This window comes from Tessaracoccus luoxuelianae, from assembly GCF_055326245.1.
This window is the reverse complement of record NZ_JBUZNO010000003.1, coordinates 1-23240: the sequence shown is the minus strand read 5'-3', so window position 1 is coordinate 23240 and position 23240 is coordinate 1. Positions and strand designations below refer to the sequence as shown.

General features: G+C 64.2%; 15 protein-coding genes and 1 pseudogene. All 16 read right to left on the bottom strand.

Annotated features, from left to right (window positions below; all coding sequences use genetic code 11):
* Window positions 1-2244, bottom strand: coding sequence for an N-acetylneuraminate synthase family protein (locus ACZK39_RS05210; protein ID WP_463612720.1), 2244 nt, complete (start codon window positions 2242-2244; stop codon window positions 1-3).
* 84 nt (window positions 2245-2328) lie between these two features.
* Window positions 2329-3204: a glycosyltransferase family protein gene (locus ACZK39_RS05205; protein ID WP_463612719.1), complete on the bottom strand. Its 876-nt coding sequence runs from the start codon at window positions 3202-3204 to the stop codon at window positions 2329-2331.
* On the bottom strand, window positions 3201-4103 hold the full coding sequence (locus ACZK39_RS05200) for a prephenate dehydrogenase (protein ID WP_463612718.1): 903 nt from the start codon (window positions 4101-4103) through the stop codon (window positions 3201-3203). Before ACZK39_RS05200 ends, ACZK39_RS05205 begins: the two co-directional genes overlap by 4 nt.
* A gap of 113 nt (window positions 4104-4216) precedes the next feature.
* Complete coding sequence (locus tag ACZK39_RS05195; protein ID WP_463612717.1) at window positions 4217-5224, bottom strand: CgeB family protein; 1008 nt, start codon at window positions 5222-5224, stop codon at window positions 4217-4219.
* Window positions 5221-6114, bottom strand: coding sequence for a glycosyltransferase family 2 protein (locus tag ACZK39_RS05190; RefSeq protein WP_463612716.1), 894 nt, complete (start codon window positions 6112-6114; stop codon window positions 5221-5223). The genes ACZK39_RS05195 and ACZK39_RS05190 overlap by 4 nt, the downstream gene beginning before the upstream one ends.
* Window positions 6111-6974, bottom strand: a complete 864-nt coding sequence (locus tag ACZK39_RS05185) for a glycosyltransferase family 2 protein (RefSeq protein WP_463612715.1) — start codon at window positions 6972-6974, stop codon at window positions 6111-6113. The genes ACZK39_RS05190 and ACZK39_RS05185 overlap by 4 nt, the downstream gene beginning before the upstream one ends.
* 61 nt (window positions 6975-7035) lie before the next feature.
* The gene (locus ACZK39_RS05180; protein WP_463612714.1) at window positions 7036-8841 is read right to left on the bottom strand and encodes an ABC transporter ATP-binding protein; all 1806 of its coding nucleotides are present in this window, start codon (window positions 8839-8841) and stop codon (window positions 7036-7038) included.
* Window positions 8842-9422: 581 nt separating this feature from the next.
* Window positions 9423-10430, bottom strand: a complete 1008-nt coding sequence (locus ACZK39_RS05175; protein ID WP_463612713.1) for a glycosyltransferase family protein — start codon at window positions 10428-10430, stop codon at window positions 9423-9425.
* Between the two features lie 192 nt (window positions 10431-10622).
* Window positions 10623-11408: pseudogene (locus ACZK39_RS05170) on the bottom strand (transposase); the annotation flags it as partial.
* Window positions 11409-11568: 160 nt separating this feature from the next.
* Window positions 11569-12867: a hypothetical protein gene (locus tag ACZK39_RS05165; RefSeq protein ID WP_463612712.1), complete on the bottom strand. Its 1299-nt coding sequence runs from the start codon at window positions 12865-12867 to the stop codon at window positions 11569-11571.
* Between the two features lie 1099 nt (window positions 12868-13966).
* Window positions 13967-16204, bottom strand: coding sequence for a glycosyltransferase (locus ACZK39_RS05160; RefSeq protein WP_463612711.1), 2238 nt, complete (start codon window positions 16202-16204; stop codon window positions 13967-13969).
* A gap of 111 nt (window positions 16205-16315) precedes the next feature.
* Complete coding sequence (locus tag ACZK39_RS05155) at window positions 16316-17350, bottom strand: glycosyltransferase family protein (RefSeq protein WP_463612710.1); 1035 nt, start codon at window positions 17348-17350, stop codon at window positions 16316-16318.
* Window positions 17351-17401: 51 nt separating this feature from the next.
* Window positions 17402-18361 (bottom strand): glycosyltransferase, encoded by a 960-nt coding sequence (locus ACZK39_RS05150; protein WP_463612709.1) that lies wholly within the window; start codon window positions 18359-18361, stop codon window positions 17402-17404.
* The gene (locus tag ACZK39_RS05145; RefSeq protein ID WP_463612708.1) at window positions 18348-19283 is read right to left on the bottom strand and encodes a WxcM-like domain-containing protein; all 936 of its coding nucleotides are present in this window, start codon (window positions 19281-19283) and stop codon (window positions 18348-18350) included. The genes ACZK39_RS05150 and ACZK39_RS05145 overlap by 14 nt, the downstream gene beginning before the upstream one ends.
* 2 nt (window positions 19284-19285) lie before the next feature.
* Entirely contained in the window at window positions 19286-20404 is a 1119-nt protein-coding gene (locus ACZK39_RS05140; protein ID WP_463612707.1) for a DegT/DnrJ/EryC1/StrS family aminotransferase, read from the bottom strand.
* Between the two features lie 1292 nt (window positions 20405-21696).
* Entirely contained in the window at window positions 21697-23118 is a 1422-nt protein-coding gene (locus ACZK39_RS05135) for an IS1380 family transposase (RefSeq protein ID WP_459055881.1), read from the bottom strand.
* Window positions 23119-23240 lie beyond the last annotated feature (122 nt).

The following is a 23240-nucleotide window of genomic DNA, read 5'->3' as shown; positions in this document are numbered from 1 at the left end:
TCAGAACCACTGTTCCAGACGTTCGAGGGCCGTCCAGAAGCCGGCGCCGCCGTCGGTGTGCCCCATCCAGATCTCCGGGATGAACCAGACGCCGGGGCTCAGCTCGTCGAGCTGTTTCGCGAGGAGCGGCCAGTCCACCTCGCCCTCGCCGATCTGCGGGCCTTCCCCATCGACCCCCTCGGCGTCGACGATGTGGAGGTGTTCGGTGTGCGGGGCGAGCCTCTCCACGTAGGTGCTGAACGCCTGCTTGTGGAAGTTGGCGGCGAGCTTGGAGTGGGAGATGTCGAGCGTGAGCCGATGGCCGTACTGCTCGCAGAACTCGACGGTGTCGTCCAGCCCCATGAAGAGATTGTGATACTGCTGGCCGCCCATCAGCCACGGGTAGGGCGGGAGAGTCTGGGCGGTGAGCCTGACGTCGGCGGTGTCGAGCCGCTCGATGGCCTGCGCGATCCGGGCGTACAGGGCGGGGCGCTCGCTCGGGTCGACGAATCCGTCTGCGGTGAAGCCACCCATTGTCGCGATGACCACGGGCGCCTCGTCCTGGGTGAAGTAGCGGGTGAGATGCCGGGTCAGGCTGATGACCCGCTGCGTCTCGATGATCGAGCGCTCCCACGTCGTTTCGTCGGGGCTGGCGAGGTTGACGATGAAGTCACCGGCGTAGAGGTCGGGCAGGTGAACGGTGAAGCCGTAGGGGAGCCTTCCGGCGAAGATCTCGTCGACGTCGAGTTCGACGTCTTTGTAGGAGAGATGGAACTCGACGAAATCTGGATTGGTGCCCTGGGCCAGCTTCGCGAAGTCGTGGTACCTGACCGGCAGGCCCCACGGGCGATGGAACGAGTAGTTGCGCTTGCCCACGGGGGCGTCGCTGAGGTCGCCGGCGTAGAAGAAATCGCCCTCGTCGATAGCGCGGCCGGCTGTACGACCCACCAGCTCGTGGAGCTTGTTCGGCTGGAGGCCGCGGCCGGGGGACTTCACCGTGACGTCGTCGCGCCCGATCCGTTCGCCGAGCTCGATGCGGCGGGTGGCGACCAGTGATTTCGCCAGGTTGACGCGATTCATCGACTCGCCCGTGGAGACCACGCGGGCGCTGCCGTCGCCGAGCGCCTCCTCGAGCTCGCGGATCCGGAACACCATCTGCTTGAACTCGCCGGGCAGGAGAGACACCTTGTGGTCGTTGCCCTCCAGGCTCTGGTCGGTGGTGAAGTGCTTCTCGATGATCCGCGCGCCCATCGCGACGGCGGCCAGCGGCACGTGGTAGCCGCGCTCGTGCCCGGAGTACCCGACCGGCCCGCCGGTGATCTCGGCGAGGCGGGAGAGATAGCGCAGATTGATGTCCTTGAACGGCGCGGGATAGGTGCTCTGGCAGTGCAGCATCGCGAACGGCGAGCCCGACGAGCGCAGCAGGTCCGCTGCCTCGATGATCTCGGCCTCGGTGCTCATCCCGGTGGAGACGATGAGTGGCAGGCCCGTGGCGAACATGTCGTCCAGCAGCGTGTGGTTGGTCATATCGGCGGAGGCCACCTTGAGGCCTGGAATGCCGTAGTCGGCGAGCACCTGGACGCTGGGGGAGTCCCAGGGGGTGCAGAGCACGTCGACGTCCACGGTGCGGCAGTGGTCGAACACCTCGATCATCTGCTCCGCACTCAGCGAGTACTTGGCCAGCAGATTGAGCGTGTACTGGGCGCCGAGGTCCTCTCCGCCGCTGGCCGCCCCGCTCTGCCGGTAGAGGGCGTCCATGTTGCGGAGCTGGAACTTCACGATGTCGGCACCTGCGTCGACCGCGAGGTCCACCAGCTCCTTGGCGAAGGCGACGTCGCCCTGGTGGTTGTTGCCGATCTCGGCGATGATGAGCGTCGGGTCGTCGGCGGAGACGCGGTGGCGGCCGATGTGGAGCGCGCGGCGGTCGTTGCTGGCGACGGCCACGAGTCGGCCCTGATCGTCGAGGAGCGGCACGTGGCTGATGGGCCCGGAGATGAGCGACGCGATCTGCTGATGCGGGTCAGAGATGCGGGCACGCACGCATGAGGTGTTGGCGGCCTGCCGGCTTGGGGAATCGAGGTTGGCGTCGGCAGTGGACAACAGCCAGCGGCGCACGTCCCCGTCGGTGAGGGATCCGACGAGATGTCCGTGACCATCCACGACGAAGACGATCCGCGACTTGTTGGCGTCGATCTTTCGAAGCGCTGCGAGCAGCGCTTCATCGTCGCGGACGGCGAACTGTCCGACGTGACGGTCGATGATCATTGTGATTGCCCCCCGGCGGCTTGGATGCACCCGTGTCTGCAACACCGGACTGCACCCATCGTGTCACACAGCGGAGCCCCACGACTATCGAGAAGGTGCAGCCGCGCGCTTGGCCCGCAGCCAATGCCACAGCGGGCGGAAGCGCCGCTTGAATCGGCCCACAACATCCATGCGGCGGGCCCGCAACCAATACTCGGCTGGTCTCATTGGACTACGAACCTGCGCGCTGAACTCATCCAGGAGGTGCTCGGGGACCAACTCCTGGCCGACCCCGAGTCGTTCGGCAAAACGCGCAATTCCGAGCTTTTTGTCGTAGTGACCACAGAAGTGCATGACAAACGCGTCGGAAAGCGATCTGTCGTAGTAGTGGCCACGGGAGTTCAACTCTCGGTGGTCGACGATAGTGATGTCGCCCATCAGCCCCGACGTCTCAAGGGCCCAGAGCATCTGATCTTGATCTCCGTTGGTGAAGACTCCGTGCTTTTCGTCGTCCCACCACCTTCGGACCTCTGCCAGGTCGCTGCGCTCCATGAGAGTGAGCAGCTCGATGGTCCGGGGATCGTTCCGGAACAGCACGACGCCTGTGTTGATGACAGACCAGAAACCGTTCGGCTCTGTGGGGCCGTTGGCAATGACCATGAACTTGCCCGCGCGCTCGGCCTCATTGACGAACTCGTTGAGGTTGTCGCGGTCGAAGTCGGTGAAGTAGGCATCGTCGTCGATCCAGATGATCCACTCATACTGCGGCAGCACGCGCCGAATGATTGAGGTCTTATAGAAGAACTTGTTCGTGATGCCCCGGTCAAGTCCACACTCGAGGCGGTAGTCCAAGCCGTGGGTGCGGGCGTAGATGGTGTGGTTGACGTAGGAGCGCAGGCGGATCTCGTCGGCTCCTGACACCAGACAGGCTCGTGGCCGGACGAGGGTGGCGGCCGGGGCGGTGGCGTCGGAGGTGGTCATAGAGCGGCTCCGGAATCTGTCATGGCCTGGAGAATGGCGGACGGGGACCCCACCCACCCCGTCGGCGTTGTGGGAGGTTGGCCCCAACGGCGCATCTCGTAGCGGTCCCATACCTCCTCCAGCCAGTGCGGCGGATCGAGGTGATAAACCCAGGCCGGGACCCCGCGGGCGGCGACCTCCAGGACGCCAGTGGAGAATGCACTCACCACCGGGCGGCCGAGAGAGCTGAGGCTCGACGAGGTGTCGAATTTCATGCCCATCCGACGCCAGAGTGCGTGCTGCGCTCGCGAAAGCCTGTCCTCCTCGCGCGGGTGGGGGCGGTAGATGGCCCCGGTCCTTCGCCAGAAGTCGGTCACCGAGCGGGTCATGGCCCATCGGGAGAGTTCAGCCCCGTGCAGTTGCCCGAGGAAGACCGGCGTTTCGAAACGGCTCACATGCGGCGCGGGGTGTTGTGCCGCGGCGGCGAGTATCGCCGAGCCCACCACGTGGGTCTGAAGGTCAGGACGGCCCTCCGCGATGAAGTGGGCATCACCTCCCGACCAAGCCAGCCACTCGACTCCCCGGGGTGGGGGAGGGGCGAACGGTGTGAGCAGACCGTGCTGGACCACCACCTCGCGCCAACCCCGCGCGCGGGCCTCCGCGTGTGCCCAGGCGCCTACCTGCAGATGGTCCCCGATAGTCGCGACGGTGCGCACACCCGTCAGGAGATCACTCAGCTGGCCGAGTTCGGCCCACTGGCCGTCGGGAAGCCCCAACTCGACGTCGGCGGGGGCGGCGACGACGACGGGCAGGTCAGCACCCGCGTTGAGGGGAGCCAGGAGGGAGTGATAGTTGGTGGGGGAGTTCGAATCGCAGGCCACCAGAAGTCGAGGATCTGTCCCCCGGATCCAGAACCTCATCGGAGGCGGGGTCGTCGTGTTTGGGAGGCCTCGTGGAGTGATGCGGTCCTTCCAGACATGAAGACGACGGCGCGAGTCCTGCCAGCGGCGCCACGACGCCAAGTCGTTGAACTTCAGGCCCATAGCTCTGCTATCTTGGCGGCGCGGTGCGCCCAGGTGTGCTCGGCCAGCGTGCGCTTGCGGCCAGCCTCGCGTAAGGTGTCGCCCCACCGATCATCGCTGACGGCCCTGCGGCAGAGGTCCACCAGCTCGTCCTCGTCGTGAAACACGGCCACCTCGGTGCCGGGCTCGTAGTAGTCGGAGACGTCGTCGCGGTCGATCAGCTGGACACCCCTTACCCCGGGCACCTCGAAGGTCTTCATCGTGAAGCCGTCCTGATCCCCGTGGATGTTGATCGCGGCCGGCGCTCCGGCGGTCAGCGCGTACCCATCGAGGCGGCTGATGTCGCGTGCTGAAGGGACGTCGGGTCGGCTGACCTGCCAGGTGCGGGCTCGGTCGAAGGGATGCCGTGACCACTCGCGGCCAAAGGCCCTGACGGGAACTCCTCGCGCTGCGAGGCGGACGAGAAGATGCTCCCGCCTGGGGTAGCGCGCGCCGATGAACACAACTTCGTTGGTGTGGCGAGGCGCTGGCGACATGGCCGGGTCAAAGGCGTTGGGGATGTGGAGACACTGCCTACCGTCGGCAATGAAGGCGGCGGTGTCGAGGGGGGAGTAGGACAGCAGGTGGTCGTAGCGGTCCAGGAGCTCGACCGTGTGCGAGGTTCGGCGCACCTCGTCCCACAGCCAGACGATCTTCCTCGATCCCACGTCGTCCAGCGCGTCGAAGACCTCCTCCCCGAACTGATCGCCGCGGATCACGATGGTGACGTCGGGCCGGTGGCTCCGGATCGCCTCGGCTGCTCGCGTTGTGACGGTCGGGTTCACCTCGTCGCTCTTGACGCCGGCCATGGATGGGAGCTCTTGAAGAAACTTGTGCGCCACCTTGTCGAATAGGTGGTTCTTGCGGTCGTACTGCTGCGTCTGGATATCGAAGCCAAGTGTTCGGAAGCCATCCTCAATTGATCTCCAGTACCCGTGGAAGATGGGGCTCACCAGAAGGATTCGCGGTCTGATAGTCATATCCGGGCCCAGACTAGGGACAACTCTTCACGGGCAACCTTCAACGGTTTGACGTCAATTCCGCGGAGACGGCGCGCGCAGTTCCATGCGAAATTGATCCCTGTGGCGGCTGTCAGTGCAGCTCGAAGGCGCTTGAGCCCGCCCCACTTGTCCGCGTACCTGAGCTGGGATGTGACGAGCCATTGACGTCGCTTGGCGGGGTCGGATGACCCGCCTCCCTCATGTGTGACCGTCACCGATGGCACGTAGATGCGTCTGACACCGCGGTCGGCAAGGCGGCGCTGGAGGTCGACCTCCTCGGAATTCATGTGGAATCGCTCGTCCAGTCCGCCCACGGCCCGGAACACTGCGGTAGGCACCATGAAGGCGGCGCCGACAAGCCAGTCCACGTCAAAGGGCTGGGCCGCGCCTAGTACGCGTACATCGTGCCCCAGCAGGCGTCTCATCCAGGCCTGATTCCTCCAACGTGCGAGCGGGCTAAGCCACTCGATCGACTGGTTCAACAGAGTCGGCCAGCGTCGAGCGGTGTAGGTGACTCGTCCTTCATGGTCTAGGACCTTGGGCGCGATGACAGCCGGCGGGGTCGCCGCAGCCATCTGGACGAGGGAGCTGACCAGGTCGCTTGGAATCTCGAGATCGCTGTTCAGAATCAGCAACTTCTCCCCGGTCGCCGCTCGCGCGCCAGAATTCACGGCAGCGGCGAAACCGCCGTTCCTCGTCCGCACCACCAGGTTGCAGCCCTCGCGGGAAGGGAACGGATCGGGCGATTGATCGTCGCAGACAACGATCTCAATTTCGGGTGCATCGCGTTGAGCCAGTAGCTGCTCCACCAGCGCAAGTGTCGGTTCGGGAGGCCCATAGTGAGGTATCACCACGCTGAGCAAGGTCATAGTGGACTTCTCCCCACCCGGTGTGAATGGTAGAAGCGCGCGCCTTGGAATGCTGCGGCTAATAGCGAGTCCCGCGTCCGGCCAGAAGTAACTGCGCCGGGCAGCTGCTTCGCCCACTCCCAAAACCAACGAAGTGATGCCATGTCTGAGGCTGGGGGTGGTATGTCGTGGGAGTGACGGTGTTTGTCGTACAACATCACGTGCGCCTTTCCATACCGCAATTGTTGCCGAATCGATGACCCGAGATCGGGGCGTTGATAGTAGTCAAGGATGGCCCCGGGAGCGTGGCCGATGCGGAAGCCAAGTTCCCCGGCCCGCCAGCCGAAGTCGACGTCTTCTTGTCCCATGGAGAGGGCTTCGTCGAAGCCGCCGACTTTCTCGAACGCGGCCCTGCGAATCCCGATGTTGCCGCTGGGGGCGTAGGGTCGGTATCTCATCGAGATGGGGACCTCATTGCCGTTCCAGATGGTGTCGCGATGGGAAGCGCCGACGTACTTTAGATGGAGTGGCCCAGTGACGATGTAGTTTGTCGCTAAGCCCGCGCGCATCGACCCAACCCACTCTGGGTGGACTACGTCGTCACCGTCGCAGAAGAGGATAAGTGGCTGCGAGGTGGCACGTGCCGCCACGTTCCGCGCATGCGCTGCACCGGCCCTGGCTGAAGAATCCACGACACGGATTCCCCCGTGGAACCGAGCACCCCAGCTAGAAGCCAATGATAAAGTGGCGTCCGTCGAGCCGTTGTCGCTCACCACTACTTCAAAGTCGAGATCAGTCTGTCTATCCAACGCCGCCAGCTGCCGTGGGAGGCATATTGCCTCGTTCTTGCACGGGATGACGACGACGATATCGACGGTCACTGAAGCTCACTGGTTTCGGTAAGGCGGCCCCAAAGGGACGCGGCGAGGCTTGCGACTGAGCCTAGTTTAGCTGACCGAGTCGGACGAGGTTCGCAAACTCATCGTTCAACTCAACCAGTTCGGCCATGGTGCCGCGGGCCGCAATCCTGCCCTTCGAGAAGAAGAGGATCTGATCCGCGTGCTTGACTGTCGACAATCGATGGGCCACGACGACGATAGTCACCTTGCCATGGAGCGACTTGAGGGTCTGGGTGATGCGAGACTCGGTTTCGTTGTCGAGTGCCGAGGTGGCTTCGTCAAGGATGAGGACCTGGGGCTGCCGGTAGAGGGCGCGTGCTATCCCGATGCGCTGCCTCTGGCCGCCGGAGAGCCGAAGCCCCTGCTGCCCCAGTAGACTGTGGATGCCGTCGGGCATGTCTTCCACGAACTCGTCGAGTTGTGCGAGGTGGAGTGCTTCGAGGACTCGGTCGTCGTCGATCTGGTCTTCAGGGAATCCAAACGCAACGTTCTCGCGAATGGTTCTGGGCATCGCGAATACGTCTTGAGCTACCATCCCGAGCTGCTTCCACCAGGCTGTGGGGTGGTCATGAATACTCACACCATCCACGGTCATGGACCCCTGACCGGGGGTGAACAGAGCCAGCAACATGTCCACGAACGTGGTCTTGCCCGCGCCGCTTGAGCCGACTAGCGCGACTGTGTGACCCTTCGGGATGACCCCCGAGATGTCGATCAGAACAGGATCTTCGGCATCTGCGAACGTGTAGGAGATGGCCTCAAACCGGATGTCTGCCATGGGAAAGGTGTGTGTAGGAGCCTCCAGGGTCAGGCGCGGCTCCGAACGGAGTGATCGAATGTCCTTCGTCAGAGCTCGGAGATTTGGCACCGCGGTGCGAATGCGGCCTAGTGTCGCGACCGCACGATTGAGCGATGGCACGATGCGTAGCGCGCCGACCGCAAATACTCCCAAGAATGCGAATGCCACTGACTGGGTAGTGGTGGCAAACAGGAACCCTGCCACGACCATGATCCCCAGAATCATGAGGATTTCTAGGATCACGCGGGGTATCTCCGCGAGAATCCCCACGCTGCGGTTTGCGATGCTGGCTTCGTAGCGTGTGGAGGCATAGTCGAGCGAAAAGCGCTCGCTTGCTCCAGAGATCCGTGCCTCTTTGAACCCATCGATGGCTGGCGTCAAATACGACCAGCTCCGTACATTAGCCTGCCGAGAAACCTCGCCTAGCTTCAATTGGGAGCCCTTCAAGGCCAACTGCAATCCCCAGGCAGCTCCGCCGAAGAAGACCACAGCCACGAGGGTGGCGCCAGGAGAGACGATGAGCAGCGCAGCCATGACAGCGATGGCGGAGAAAATGTCTACGGCCAGAATGATGACGTCCCCGGCTGTTCCGAATGCGCCCGGTACGTATCCCGTCATCGCCTGGTAGATGCCGTCTCGTTGGCGCTGGCGGTGATAGGCCCACGGGGAGGTGGTGTAAAGCGCCAACATGGAGTAGCTGGCATCGGACGTTGCCCGTGCCATCACTCCAAGGCTCCACCATCGGAAGGAAAGTGCGGTCAGGTTCTTGAGGAGCATCATGGCGACTACAGCGACCAGCACGGTGATTAGCAATCCCTGCTGGCCTTCGACCCCGGTGAAGTCCGCGATATATCGCAAAATGCCAGACTCTTCGGGTGTCAAGCCGCTGATCAACTGCATTAGCGGAAGGGTGAGAAGGACCGCTACAAGGTCGAAGGCCGCGATTGCTATCGAGCCGAGGAGGATGCCGATGAGCTTGGGACGCATCCGCCAGGGAACCAGCGTGAAGGCCACGCGTAGGTCGGCCACCACCTCACGGATCTCACGCACGCGGGAGCCACAGGTTTTCGAGTGACTGTCTGGCAGCACGCCTCTTCGGAGCACCTTGGGCAGGGGGCTCAAGGTCTTCGGGGCACCTAAGCCCGAGTTTGAGCCGATGATGCACCATCATGCCCCCTTCTTGTCGCGATGGACCGATGTTAGTACGGGCAGGATGGATATCCCATTCTCGTCATGGAAGGCTGTGGATCAGGGGCCTGAACGTCACCACGAGGAGCAAGCCCTGATCGTTCGTGGCGGAGTCAGTCAACCACCCCGGTTCATTGGATCGGAGGACCAGCTCTCCCGGGACTGAGGGTCATGGATAGTCTTTTTGGGTCGCAGGTGGCTTGGCGCACCGGTGGACGTAGCCGACCGAGGAGTGGAGCCGCCCGTGGTGCACCAGTCGACCGGAGTGATCGATGTCAAGCGGGGCCTGATCGAGGCGTCGAGCAGGCCGGTCTCGACGTCGAGGCGGCGGGTCTGGCCTTGGCGCAGGCGTCGTCTCGTTCGCGTTGCAGGAGCTCATGGGTGGTGAAGAACTTGGGGCAGGACTCGCAGATGGTTTCGTAGCGGCGGGCGAGCTAGACGGCCTAGCTTAGCTGGAGCTTCCCGTTTGCTAGTTCTATGAGTCGCTCACGGAATCTGTCCAGAGAAAGCCAAGCCAACGCAGCATCGGGCTCGCCCGCCCGATCCTCAATCGAAGACCAGTCGACGGCCCACGGCTCGGTGACTAGGATTACTTGCGGAAGTGCAGCAGCGTCAGGGAAAGAGAGAACACCGACCTGTCGCGACACCACGGCCCGCGAGTACCGAAGCGCATCGGCAATGCTCCAGCCGAAGCCCTCGCTCTTGGAAAACGACAGGTAGGCTCGCGCATTCTCATATAAGTACCTCATCTCCGATGGTGACGGGTCGTCAATGTGGATCAGCCGCGGATGCTCGATTAGCTCCGAAGAGATATCAAATTGCAGCGTTCTTTGACTGTGGCACCAAACGATGGGGAGAGGTGCTGACCTTAGGGCCATAGCTAGGTCATCAGAGCCCTTAATTGGGCTGTAGGGGTTGAAGACTGTCAGGAAGTAGTCGTTCGGCAACTCAACATCTGGCGGTACGGCAATGTCGCTCAGGGGGGGAACCGGAGGGTTAAGCACGACGCTACTGGCTCCCGCTGGGACGAACCGAATATTGTCGGGAGCCTCAAGTGCCAAGTGGTCAAAGTAGCGCGCCTCGGAGGGCGAAACCGGGTTGCCGGCCGGAACGAGAAGCTTCACTGACGCGTTGATGGTCCCTGTCAGATCATGACCGTGGAACAGCTGAAGGTAAACGTCATACTTCGGCAGCAAGCGTCGCCGAAGCGGATTGATTACTCGTTGCATGAGAAATCCTGATGGCCCCGCCTCGCGGGAAGCACCACGCCAACGCCAATCCCGGACGGTAAAGACGTTCGGGCGACCAGCCACTTCCGCCAAGTGACCACCGATGCGACGACGGACAACGACGTCAACTTCGTCGGCAGCCAGAGCGGTCAAGATTGAGTACATGGCCCGCTCCACTCCTCCTGCGCCACCGAGATAGGCGGAACTAATCAGGACCTTCATCGCTGCTCCCCTTGCTAGCTAAACACGGCTTCATCCTAGCCTCGATCGTTCATGGCGGTGTGGGCGACTTGTGCCGTAATGAGGTAGAGCGCCTTCTGACTACAGGACACTTGGAGTTGCGAAGCTAAAGAGACCAATAGCGGAAGACACTCGACAAGTGAAGGATGCTGCGTGGTCATCGGGGTTGTCAGTCACCGCCCGCTTCAACCGGCCCCTGGCCTGGCCGGATGCCTTCTTCGCGGCGCGGCGGCCGTTACGGACCACGGCTTGGGCCTCGGCGATGGCCTGCTCGGCCAGGTCGGCCAGTTCGCCGGTGATCCGCCGCACCGCGGTCTGGGCTTGACCGCGCTGCTCGGCGCCACGCAGTTTCAGCTTCCCGGCGATCGCGCGGACCCTGCGACCCGCGGCCCGACGCCGATCCGCGGCGGGGGTGCGGGTCGCGCCACCGGCAGCCTTCACCCGAGCGATCGTGGCCGCGATCCGGGACACTCCCTTGGCCAACAGACCCGAATCGGTGGGGTAGGACACGTCGGCCTCGACCACCGTGGTGTCCGCGCGGACCTTGTCGGTCTTGACCAGCTTCGCCTCGACCGCCTTGGCCAGCAGAGCCTGATTCAACCCCGACACCGCCACGTCGCCGCAGCGGGAGGTGATCTTCATCAAGGCGGTCGGATGCGGCACCCGGGAACCGAAACTGATCCGGCAGAACCGCTGCCACGAGATCGAGTCGGCCACCTCACGGCACAACGACTCGAAGCTGAACTGATAGCGGACCTTCAAGAACATCATCCGCAGATAGGTCTCCAGCGGGATCGACGGCCTCCCCAGCCGCTCATCGAAGAACCCGACGAACGGGGCGAAGAACACCGGATCATCCAACAAGGCATCCACCCGAGCCAACCCGACCGGCAACACCACCAACTCGGCCGGCAGCAGCGACTCCCACAAAGACGGCTGATCGCCTACAGTGCGTAACAAGACGGTCTCGTTCCTTCTCCCCAGAAGACGAGACCATCATCTCACCGAGTTAGACCCCAATTCAGCACTGACACCCCTTGGACTTCTTCAGGTCGAAATAGCTAGCTAACTAACCACGAGATCGACCGCTAGGGATTGGGACCCGCCGATTCGGGGCCCGTCAGCGACGCAGGCACAAAGTGCCGTCGCGGTAAGTTGTACATTCTCGTTGCTCGATAACGGCCGTGACGCTACGAGTGAACCCGTCCCACGACGCGTTGATCGGGGTAGTCGAGAAGTTCCGACTGACGATGATGGCGTCGGCCGTCCCCAGGCAAGTGGCGGTAGCAGCCAAGGTCTCAGAAGGGTCGAAGCTGTACTGATGGAAAACAGGGCACTGGAGTCGCATGTTCTTGAGGCCAGTAGCATTCCAGCCATCGTCATTACTGCCCACTCTTGCGAAACTCGCTATGCCTACCTCGCGGGCCAGTGCCCTCGAGACCTCGGGGACTTGGCCCAGTTGGCTGGTCAGGGTTAGGTTTCTGACAGACCGTCTGTACTTCTCGACCGAGAATCCACCGAGCGCGACCGCCACCAACACACACAGAGCAATCGCTTGGACTGAACGCGCTGAAGCCGCGAGATTCGGAACGCACAGGGCAGCCGAGATGTAGAGGATTTGCGCGTGATGATCCCACATTCCAGTAAGCGCCAAAACGCCCAGCGCGACGCATGCTGACGTTGCCGCAGCCAGCCAGACGGCCGCGTCTTCCGCCTGTCCTCTCACGAGGCGTATTCTTTGCCAGATCAGAAGTGCGACTAGGCTGACAAGAGCAATCGCAGATGGTGGGGCGACGAAGACACTAGCCAAGTGAGAAGCTCCGGTGCCGCCCACGGATGAGTAGCCCACATTGCGGCGGAGTGCCTGAAAATAGGCAGCGAGCTCGCCCCGTAGGGCCATAAAGCCCACGAAAGTACCAAGAGTCATCATGGCTGCGCCGAAACAGGCCGCGCCGAATTTCGGATCCCGACGCCAGACGACGATTGCCAGACAGGCGCCGACCGCAACGGGGAGGGACGTGATCTTGGCGAATGTCAAGAGCCCAAGCGCAATACCAGCAACGAGGGGTTGTCGCCGCAACGCTCCCATGATTGCGATGAGCGCTAGTGCGGTGCCGGGGAGGTGCGTGTAGCCTGCCCAAGCAACGCCACCAGTCATGATAATCGTGGTCAGGGCGGCTCCGAACGTGGATCTTGTGGGGGTCGCTCCGCGCCAGCGAGAGATCTGATAGACGGCGAACGCGGCCGCGGAAATCCAAAATAGCTCAAGGAGGTACCCTGCGGTTGGGTGGAAAGCCCTGGACAGGGCCAGCAGATAATAAAACAGTGGATCCTTGTTGTCCCAGACTTGTTCGTAGAGTCGATCGCCGGCTAATAACCTCTCGGCAACCGAGGCGAATATCGCGTAGTCAGCAGCCATCCGGGGCATTGCCAATAGGCCGCTGGCCAAGAATACCGCGCATAGGAGTGGTGCGGCGAGTGTTCGTCTCATTGGCTGTCTCTCGTGATGCGGCGATGGAGGCAATATGTGATTGGGCGACATGCAGAGATTCTACGGCAGCGGCGCACGGGAGATCGCCCACGAGATCCCATGAGATCAAATGGGCTGCTCGCAGTTGAGGGCTGTGGGCCGTTGATGCGGGGGCTCGTGGCCTTGCGCTGGATGGGTGTTGCGAGACATCCGTCCAAACGACAAGGACCACGAGCTGTGATCGAGCCTGCGGGCTCGCGGCGTGACGCCGCGAGCGTGATCTTCAACTTGCCCTAGTACCACGTGATCGACGCGGTCGATCTCCCCCTGGTTGGTCGGCGCGTGATCGTTCAGGCCGACACGCTCACTGCTGCCCCGACTGCGGGTGGTGTCGGAGCGGGTCCACGCTTGGTGCCGGCAGCGGGTCCAGGACCTCCCGAACGCCGGCAGGCTGGGGGAGATCGTGGTGAAGCCCAGGCTGGTGTGCGCCGATCGGGCGTGCCCACGGCGGACGTTCACCCAGACCAAGCCCGAGTTGTCGCTGCGGGCCCAACGCACAGCACGATCGAGTTGTCCGGGGCGCGAGATACGAGCCGACCACGTCGGTGACCTTGGCTACCAGCTCACCACACCGCCGCGCCCGTGGCGTGGTCAACCCCCAGTCGAGGAGCCAGTAGCCGCGACGACCCGTGCGTCTCCCCCAGGCTGGCCGGCGGCGGGTCTAGCGTCGCGGCGAGGACGGCAACCGATCCACCTGCCTGGGCCGACCCGGGCGGGGCTCACCAAACAAGCCTCGTCCCTCGTACCGGTCCCATCCGCGCCCGTGCGCGGTCGAGGCCACCACCGTCGCCAGCCGGGTCAACCGCTCCAACTCGACCCGATCACCCTCACGCAAGACCAACGCTAGCCTAGCTAGGCTAGGGCTGGCCGTCCTATTCGCCATGCCTCAATTGTCCCCCTCAACCGCACAGTTGCATCACCGACGCATCACTGGGTGCCGGTTGGAAGACGCCTTGAGCAGCGCGTCACACGCCAGGACGGACGACTTCTAGAGGTAGAGCGACGCAATCGTGGACCGGAAGCTGTCGACGCTGTAGCGACCCCAAGCCCACTTCTGGCCTGGCTTAGCGGCGTCGACGGCCTCTTCGTTACTGTCCAGCGCCCTGACGAGTGCACGGGCGAACTCCGTTGGGTCGTCGGTCATACCTGCGAAGAGCTGACCCCCGCCGATTCCCTCGGCCCCGACCGTCGTGGTGATGACCGGCACTCCTTGGAGCAGTGCATCGATGGTCTTGAACTTCACCCCGGCCCCATCGAGGAGGGGCACCACGACGGCGCTGGCAGCTCGGTATTCATCGGCGAGATCCGGCACGAAGCCGAGGAGGGCCAATCCGGGGTAGTTCGCGACACGCTCCTGCATGGCCGGAGCCATCGCCCCCCCCGCGACGCGCAAGACACTGCGAGGACTCCGAGCCAACACCTGCGGCCACACCGAGTCCAGGAACCAGAGGAGCCCGTCCACGTTCTCCTTGCGGGCCATAAAGCCGACGAACAACACCCTCGCATCGTCGTTCGGGGCGTGCGCTGGCACCTCTCCTTCGGCGAGCGGGGGATTGACGATCACCACCCTCCCCATGTCTCGAGGGTCCAGCAGGCTCTTGTCCTTGTCGCTGAAGACGATGCAGAGATCAGCCAGTCGCACGGCTCGCCGTTCCCAGCGCCGGGCGAGCAACGCGGCCAGCCGCCACTTGGCGCGTCTCAGTGCGTCGGGGGCGCCTGCTGCCGATCGGTCGCACTTCTGGCTCATCACGTCGTGAAAGGTGAAGTGGATGCGGGCTCGGGAATTGATCAGACGGGCGAGACAGCCGAGCTTCGTGTAATTGGCCCACTGGATATCGAGGATGCGAGCCTCTTTGACCCTCCTTCGCACCGCAGGGTGTGTGAGGAGGTCCAGGGCCGGTGCGAGCGGGATCGGCTGGGAGTCGATCCGAGAGAGCCGCGTCTCTATCTGGTCGGCGAGCCGGTAGGCGGCGCGACGCCACTTTGCGGGGGCGTCAAAGTTGCCGAGGAGGACCACGTCGTCGGCGACCCCGGGCTGCTGCAGGGAGTGTCGGAGGCTCGGCCGGTCCATTGCCATCCAACAGGTGGCCGAGCGTCCGTCGAGAGCCTCGTGGAGTTTATGGATGTACCGACCGCCGGCGTGCTCAATGCCTGGATAGGGGATCGCGGGGGAAAGGAACACAATGGGCATTAAAGCACGCTCCGGTTCGACGCTCGCCCGGCAGGCGGCAATGGCCGCGTCCGCCCATGCCCCCCAGTTGAGGGTGGCCTCAGCGTGGCGCCTCGCCGCGAGAGACATCGCCGCCGCGGTGTCCGCGTCCGCCAAGGCTACGACGCAGTCGGCGGCCTTGTCGATTGCTGCGGGCGGCACCAGGAAGCCCGTCACCCCGTCCCGGACAATCGTGGACACCCCACCAGTGTCGGTGGCGACCCCCGGCAGGCCGAACGTCGCGGCGTCGGTTAGTGTCACGCCAGCAGCGTTGCTTGTCGAGAGCTCAAGTAACACGTGGTGGGTGGCGTACAGTTCGCGCATCTGATCACGTGAAACCCGGCCGAGGCCACGGACCTCCTGCGGGAGCGACGGCGCTTCACCCACAACCGTGAGTTCGACGTCCATACCCCGGCGCGTGAGTTCTTGCCACGTAGCGAGGACGTCTGGGCCACCCTTCCTCTCCCAGTTGCTCGAGACCATGAGGAGCCTAAGCGGTCCTGTAGACGGACGGGCGGCCTCCTCCCCGGTCGGCCTAATCGCCGGGCCGAAAGGCGCCACTGTCACGTCCTGCGGGGAGAAGCCCTCGTCTCGGATCAACGCGTCGCGCGCCCAGCGGGTGGCGGCGAGAGAGTGCCGGGTTCGCTGGGATGAGCGTCGGGCCTGGATGGCTGCCTGGAAGTCGGACAGCGGAGTCAGGTTGCTGAACAAAGGATAGAAGTCCTTGATGGCCCGATACGTCGTATCAGACACCTGGACGATTGGGATGTCGGTGTCGAGGAACGCGATGTCCTGCGACGCCGCAATGGCGAGGATGACGTCGACGGGCTCCTCCTTGAGCCGCTTCGCAAGGCTCCGGCCGTGCTTGGCGCCGGTGGCGAGGGCGTGTCCGACGAGGTACCGGCCGCCGAACCGTCCGTCAAGAGCGCGCGCCAAGGCGCGGTCCACGATCGAGTCCCCTACGTCTCGGGTGACGAAGGGAACTACCTCGGCCCGCTCGGCCAGGGCCGACACCATCGGTGCCACCACCCCGGACCACGCCCGGGGGTCATCGATGGGCCACGGCGTGACGACTCCGATACGCATCACACCACCATAGAGCGCTGGACTGGCGGAAGCAGGCTGGGGCTACTGCCCGGCAATCCAACCCCGGGAGCGGAAGAGCTGGTCAACTTCGCGCCACATCGCTTCATAGGTGTACCGCGTGCGCACGTGCTGTGCGCCGTGCCTCCCCAGCCGCATCCGTAGGTCGGGGTCGTCGCGCAATGACCGCAGCGCATTGCGCCACCCATCGATGTCGTTGGGAGCCACGAACATCGCGGTGTCCTCGGGGAAGTACTCGTGCATGGCAGGGGTGTTGGTGAGGACCACCGCGGCGCCGGAGGCGGCAGCCTCCAACGCCACGGTCTGGCCGGTGGGATAGGCCATCACCTTGGTGGGTACGGCCACTACTCCGACGCGGCGCAGGACCGATCGGTACTCCTCGAACGGCACGATACCTACCAAGCGCACGCAGTCCGGGAGAGGCGCCCCCTCGAGGTTGTCATCGCGGCAGTAGAGATCAACGGCCAGATCAGTCCCCGAAACCGCCTCCAGCAGCGTCGGGTAGTCGCGGCCGCGGTCCGATCCGATCGCGGCGATCGTGCCGTCCCGCTCCAGCGGATCAACGAACTGAAAGAGCCCCGGTGCGAACCCGAAGCTGATGGCCTCAACCTGGTCAGGTCGAAAGCCCGCGTCCACGAGGATGTCGATCTGGTTCGTCGACCAGACCATCGTCAGGTCGACGCCCGCGTAGCGACGAGCGGCATTGCGACGGTCGTCAGCGTGCAGGGCGCGAAGCTCGTCAGCCAACCAGCAAGCCAGCATCGCCAGGGGCTTACGCGAAAACGGCGGGATGTGGTGCAGCTTCAACCATGACGGCGCGAGCGCTTGGCGTTCCAGGAAGGCCAGAACGACGTCGACGGTCGGCACCTTGGAGGCCGACCGTAGAGTCTTATCGAGCGGCACGCCAAGCCGATGCTCCGCTACGTCACGGAGCTTCCGGTGGCGCTGCGTCTCGGCGGGTGGGACTTCGACGAGCTCGTAGCCGAAGTCCGCCAGCTTGTCGATGCCGTAGGGGCCGAGGCTGGCGCGCCCGTCGAACAGCACTAGACAGCGGGGCATGCGATGAGCCTCCTTTCGGAACGGGCGAGTGGTCTCTGAGATGGCACGGAGTCAGCGAAGCGACGGCAGGAACTTCTGGATCGGCACGCGGAGGACGGTGAGAAGGGTCAGCACGACCCCTCGCGCGCTGGGGCTGACCCGCAACCGTGCGAGGAATGCCTGGTACAGCTCCTTGTCCCGCGCCCCCAGCTTGTACGCCTCCATGGCGTAGCTGAAGGCGCGCCCCGTAATGAGCTGGTCTAGTTCGCGCGACTGACCGAGATGCTTCGCGAGGATGCGGACATTGGTGAGGAGGTAGGTGGCGCGACGCGCAGACTGCAGTTCGTCAGAGAGGGAAGTCTGGTTGCCTTGGCCCCCTTCGCGTCTGTACAGAACGGTCTCATGGTCGTCGAAGCCGACGCGGTACTCGCGCGTCAACCTGCACCAGACGTCGTAGTCCTCGTAGACGAGGCGGTCGTCATAGCCACCCACAGCCCTCAGCGCGTCGGTCCGCATCATCACCGACGGCGCGGCGATGAAGTTGCCGCTCAACAGCTCCCGGTACATCTCCTCCTTAACGGGGCGGTACCGGTTCCGCATGGACGGCCCGTAGAAGCGGCCGCCGGTTCGCTCGCCGGCGCCGTCGATGACGGGCATGTCTCCGTAGACGAACGCCACGTCTGGGCCGAGCGCGTCGAGCAGGGCCACCTGGCGCTCAAGCCGCGTGGGCAGCAGAACGTCATCGGTGGAGAGGAAGGCCACGTATGGCGTACGGACCTCTGCCAACGCCGCGTTGAAGGTGGCACAGATGCCGCGGTTTGAGGGGTTGAAGATGGTCCGGGCCTCGAGCCCCAACTCACCGAGGGTGGCCCGGATGAGGTCCTGGGAGCCGTCCGTGGATGCGTCGTCGGTGACGATCAGGGCAAAGGAGTCGATGGTCTGAGCCGCGACAGAGCTCAGGCAATCGCGCAGGAAGCGCGCGTGGTTGTAGCAGGCGGCCACCAACGTGACGCGAGGCTCAGCTCCCGGCATCGTCGGACCTCTCGACGGAGACAAGCTCACGGAACTCGGCGTAGTCACGGATGTAGTCATCCGCGTCGTAGGGGAGGGAGGCGAAGACGCCCAGCACCGCGTCGGGCGAGTAGTTGAACTGCGAGCCCCAGGTCATAGGCGGCATGTAGACGCCCTTGGCGGCGTTGTTGAGCAGGTAGGTGGACCGCTTCTGCCCATCGTCTACGAGGCACGTGACGTGGCCCGCCAAACAGACAAGGAACTGGTGGCAACGCCGGTGCGCGTGCTGCCCGCGCACGTCGGTGCTAGGCACCGCGTAGACGCTGAAGAAGCGCTGGGGGGTGAACGGGATCGCGCTGAAATCGAGGGCCGACAGCGATCCGCGTAGGTCCTGCGCCACGGTCAGACTCACCATTTCTCCGGGGCCGGTTGCTTCGTCATGCGTAGTGGTCGCCGACGGGACGTGCGCGGTTCGGTGGTCGTCGACGTAGCCGATGATCCGGGCGGGATTGCCGGCGACGATGGCGTTCGGCGGAACGTCCCGCGTCACCACTGCGCCGGCGCCGACCATCGACCTGCTCCCGATCGTGCGGCCCGGCAGGATGACGGCGCCACCCCCGATCGAGGCGCCCTTTTCCACGACCGTCGCGGTGTAGGCGTCTGGGTACTGCTTGCTGCGGGGGAAGGGGTCGTTGGTAAAGGTGGCGTTTGGGCCGACGAAGACGTCATCCTCCAACCGCACTCCGTCCCACACCTGGACTCCGCACTTCACCGTGACCCGGTCGCCGATGATCACGTCGTTTTCGACGAACACGCCGTCGTTGATGTTGACATCGTTGCCGATCTTCGCGCCCGGCAACACGTGCGCGAACGCCCAGATGCGCGTCCCCGATCCGATCGTCGACGACTCGCAGATTGCTTGCGGATGAACGAAGTAGTCCATGTTTACTCCGTGTCTTGGTAGAGACTGAGTGCTTCGCAAACGCGGGCGACCTCGTCGTCGGTGAGCTCGGGAAAGCAAGGGAGTGACAGGATTCGCCCCACCTTCGACTCGGTTACGGGGATGACTGCATCTCTGGCGATGAACGGCTGCCTATGGTCCGGGACAGGATAGTGAACCTCAGTGGTCACGCCGTAGCTGCTCAGATGCTCTGCCAGTCGACTTGCGTTGGCAGTCTCCACCACCGCGAGATGTCCTGCGTGGTGCAGGCCGTCGGCCGGCAGCACTCGGACGCTCGCAGGGACCGAGTTCGCGTACTTGCTGATGATGGCGCGACGCCGCTCGTTTCCCGTGTCGAGTAGAGGCAAACGTTGGTTGAGGAAAGCTGCCTGGATCTCGTCCAGGCGAGAATTTCGGCCGCCGGGGATGGCGTTGTTGTACTTCTTGGTCCAGCCGTACTGGCGTAGCTGTCGGACCCGTTCTGCCAGCTCGGGGACGGACGTCGCGATGGCCCCGCCGTCGCCCAGAGCGCCGAGGTTCTTCGTTGGGTAGAAGCTGAACGTAGCCAGGTGTCCAACGGCGCCACCCATGCCGTGCTCGTTCCTCGCTCCAGCACTCTGTGCGCAGTCCTCGATGACGGCGACGCCGAGTGGGTCGCAAAGTCGCCGGACGGCGGCCGTGTCGGCCAACCGTCCGTACAGATGGGTGACGACGACGGCGGTCACCCGTTCACTCAAGAGCGTGGCCAAGGATTCCGGGGAGATGAGGTGGCTGTCGGGGTCGATGTCGGCGAAGGCCACGTCCAACCCCCCCGCCAGCGCCGCGCACGTCGCGTAAGCGCCGGCGTTGGCCACGGTGACGACGGTTCTTCTCTCAGGGGTGGCAACGGCGCGCAAGGCCAACTCGAGGGCATCTGTTCCACTCGCGACCCCCATGACGTCCTCGACGCCGAGGTAGTCCGCAAAATCGGTCTCGAAGCGCTTGTGCTCGACGCCGTGGACGAACCATCCGGAGTTCATCACCCGGCAGGCGGCCTCCCCGAGGTTCTGGTGCCGCGCTGCGGTTGCCCGTTTCAAGTCGTTGAAAGGAACAATGGGTGACTCACGCGGTGAGCTGCCGAGCATGAGGCTTCTCCTCTACCCCAGAGGGATGGCGGGGCAGACGGCCCGCTGGCCTCATCTTAACGGCGCTGGGAGGAGACCAGGGCAACACGACACCGGGGGCGACGTTGTCGTCCCAGCCCCATCGCTAGGGAGATGCGCGGATCCCCAGCGCGACCGCGAGGTCTCGACTCTGCGCCAGTGCCATCTGCAACAGCAGGACGGCGCCAGCCTCGGAAACGTGGTCGCCGTCCGTGGAGAGGGCCTCGCGGCCCGTAGCGCGACGACAGGTGGAGTCATCTCAGAATGCCTCGTGCGCGCCAACGACTGCGGCATTTGTCTCAGACAGGACCGCCCTCAGGTCGGATGAGATGGTCTCGTGCCGCGGAAGGAAAGCACGGCATCCCAGGACCCGTGCCTGGCCGGGAAGCGTCGTGCCGCAGAGTCCGTTGCTGAGGGGGGCATCTGCTCGTCCCGCTATGAGCTCCAGTTCGATCGGCGCGTCCGCTGCCGTGCGTCGGCCCTAGCCGTCCCCCCGGGTCCATCGCCGGAGGAACCGCCTGCGTGAGGGCCAGCCAAGCCAACAAGGCCACGGTCGTGGGCGGTAGCACGATCCCGCCGACGGTTCTCAGCACGGCGCGGACACCGGCGATGTTCATGGCTCGGAGAGGCTGCTCCACGTAGCGGTGGGTCAGGTAGGCCGGGACGATCGACAGGACGCCAGCGAGCACGGGCGACAACCGAGAAAGGCCAAGTCGCCCCTGTGACGACGATGAGCGGCCAATGCAACAGGTGGAGGGAAGAGGATCAGTCGCCGATCGTCACCATCAGTCAGTTGGAGAGCAGCCGTGCGACGCCGTTCTCCGCACGTCGTCCGGCTGTCAGGAGCTCCACGGTGCAGACGAGGGGAACGAGGGTCCACTTCCCCGGGGGAAAGGGAGTCTCCGGGGGTGATGCCGACGAAGCTGATCCCCAGCATCATTGCGCCCAGGCAACCCGCTCCGGTGAGAAGGAGCTGTGGGACCTTCCGGACGAGCCCCACGATCCGTGCCAGGAGGAATCCGGCCAGGAACTCCCAGGCGAGGGTAAGGCGCCGTAGTGGCCGAGCGGGAACGCGGTGCCCATGCGGACGCTCTAAACCTCGATCCACCGACCGATGAGAGCCTGTGTGCTGCGTGACGGGTTTTCGACTGTGCCCGTGCGGTTCTGGCTGGTGGTGCCGGGTTTCTGGTGTGAGGGTGTGAAGGGGCATCGGACCTTGCTGTCCGTGGTGTCCAGGGTTCCTTGGGGTTGCGCAGGGGTGGCTGCTGGGGTGGTCAGGCCGTTGCTGGGGCGGGTGGGTCGTTGACCCGGTTGAACAGGTCAGTCCAGGCGGCTTCCCAGGGCCAGGCTGTTGGTAGATGCAGCACGAGCCGGCGGGCTGAGGATGCGATCCTGGCTGGGACGGTGATCAGTGTGCGGCGGATGGTGGCGGTGGTGGCCTTTGCCAGTCCAGTCCCGGTCAGGGTGGCTGCGGCGCGTGTGAGGTTGAAGGCCATGACGGCCAGCACCAGCCAGGCGGCGTTGGCCGTGAACACCCCCGAGGGTAGGTGAGCCAGGGCGGAGGCTTTCAGGTCGGCGTTGACCTGCTCGATCACCGCGTGGCCGCGGTGGGTTGTGTCCGCCGTGATGGTGTTGAACACCGTCGGGTCGGTGGTGGTGAAGAAGGCGTGGAACCGCCACGTGTCGAAGAGTCCGTCCTGCCCGGCGGCGGCCTTGGTGGCGGCGTTGAAGTCCGGGATCCGGCGCACCACCAACCGTCCAGGGATCTGCTCAGCCTTCTTCTGCGAGGAGAACGCGGTGAAGGCGACCTCGGCGACTTCTGCGGTCGAGATCCACTGTTGGGTGTCGGGGTTGAAGATGGCGTCGGTGTACTTGATCGTGGTCCAGGCCTGCTCATCAATGGTCGCGATGGCGGTTTTGATGGTGGGGCTCATCTTGACGGTCACTGACACGTTGGCCCCGCCGCGAATGGCGGCCCAGAGCGAGGGCCGACCCCAGTAGGCCGAGTCCATCCGCACCAGCACCGGCGTTCCCGCTGGCAGGAGACGGCGGGCCTGTTTCACCGCGTCGGCGATCAACCGGTTCGCCCCGCGCGGGGACCCGCAGGCCCCTTTGCGTAGCCGCTGGGCCACGATGATCGGGGCCGTGGTCGCGGTGGCCAAGGTGGCGATCAGGGCGTTGAGCCCACGCACCCGGGAGTAGCCGAACCCTGCGCCCTGTTTCTGGTGGCCGTGGACCTCGATGATGGTGTCATCAACATCCAGCAACGCGACCCCGGGAGTCCTGGAAGCCTGCTGCGGGTTGCCCAGCAGCCAGGTCAGCCCGGTCAGTGCGGCCAGGAACCGGGACGCGACGGCGTCGAGTTGGCGGACATGCCCGAAGGTGAACTTCCGCAGGAACGACCCCAACGTGGAGGGGGCATAGATGCTGGAGAAGAGCTTCTTCATGCCGCCGTGGCGCAGCAGGGCCATGTCATCGATGGAGTCTGCTCCGGCAACCATCCCGGCCACCAACGATGTGACCTTCGCGCCGGCGTTGGCGCCCTTGTCGGTGGGGACACTCAAGTGCGCATCGCCCAGGTCCTGCAGCCCCGCAGCTTGGGCCAGTCTCATCGTCGGGACCAGCCCAGCGGCCGACACAAGATTCGGGTCATCGAAGCTGACAGAAACAGCGTGAGGAGTATGAGAGAGTTGCATCTGACGGATGCTCTTCCTACTTGGTGATTTTTGACTCTAGACAAGTCCCAATATCCCAGTAGCAAGGGCATTCGTTCGTCACGGCACGCTCAACCCACCCAACCCATCGGTGGATCGAGGCT

Bases quoted from the DNA above. Each gene is read 5' to 3' on its own strand.
- ACZK39_RS05155 (WP_463612710.1), bottom strand. From the start codon at position 17,350: ATGCCCCGCTGTCTAGTGCTGTTCGACGGGCGCGCCAGCCTCGGCCCC.
- ACZK39_RS05145 (WP_463612708.1), bottom strand. From the start codon at position 19,283: ATGGACTACTTCGTTCATCCGCAAGCAATCTGCGAGTCGTCGACGATC.
- ACZK39_RS05200 (WP_463612718.1), bottom strand. From the start codon at position 4,103: ATGAGGTTCTGGATCCGGGGGACAGATCCTCGACTTCTGGTGGCCTGC.
- ACZK39_RS05160 (WP_463612711.1), bottom strand. From the start codon at position 16,204: ATGGTGTCGGCCCTGGCCGAGCGGGCCGAGGTAGTTCCCTTCGTCACC.
- ACZK39_RS05150 (WP_463612709.1), bottom strand. From the start codon at position 18,361: ATGCCGGGAGCTGAGCCTCGCGTCACGTTGGTGGCCGCCTGCTACAAC.
- ACZK39_RS05135 (WP_459055881.1), bottom strand. From the start codon at position 23,118: ATGCAACTCTCTCATACTCCTCACGCTGTTTCTGTCAGCTTCGATGAC.
- ACZK39_RS05190 (WP_463612716.1), bottom strand. From the start codon at position 6,114: ATGACCTTGCTCAGCGTGGTGATACCTCACTATGGGCCTCCCGAACCG.
- ACZK39_RS05165 (WP_463612712.1), bottom strand. From the start codon at position 12,867: ATGGCTGCTGACTACGCGATATTCGCCTCGGTTGCCGAGAGGTTATTA.
- ACZK39_RS05140 (WP_463612707.1), bottom strand. From the start codon at position 20,404: ATGCTCGGCAGCTCACCGCGTGAGTCACCCATTGTTCCTTTCAACGAC.
- ACZK39_RS05205 (WP_463612719.1), bottom strand. From the start codon at position 3,204: ATGACCACCTCCGACGCCACCGCCCCGGCCGCCACCCTCGTCCGGCCA.
- ACZK39_RS05210 (WP_463612720.1), bottom strand. From the start codon at position 2,244: ATGATCATCGACCGTCACGTCGGACAGTTCGCCGTCCGCGACGATGAA.
- ACZK39_RS05175 (WP_463612713.1), bottom strand. From the start codon at position 10,430: ATGAAGGTCCTGATTAGTTCCGCCTATCTCGGTGGCGCAGGAGGAGTG.
- ACZK39_RS05195 (WP_463612717.1), bottom strand. From the start codon at position 5,224: ATGACTATCAGACCGCGAATCCTTCTGGTGAGCCCCATCTTCCACGGG.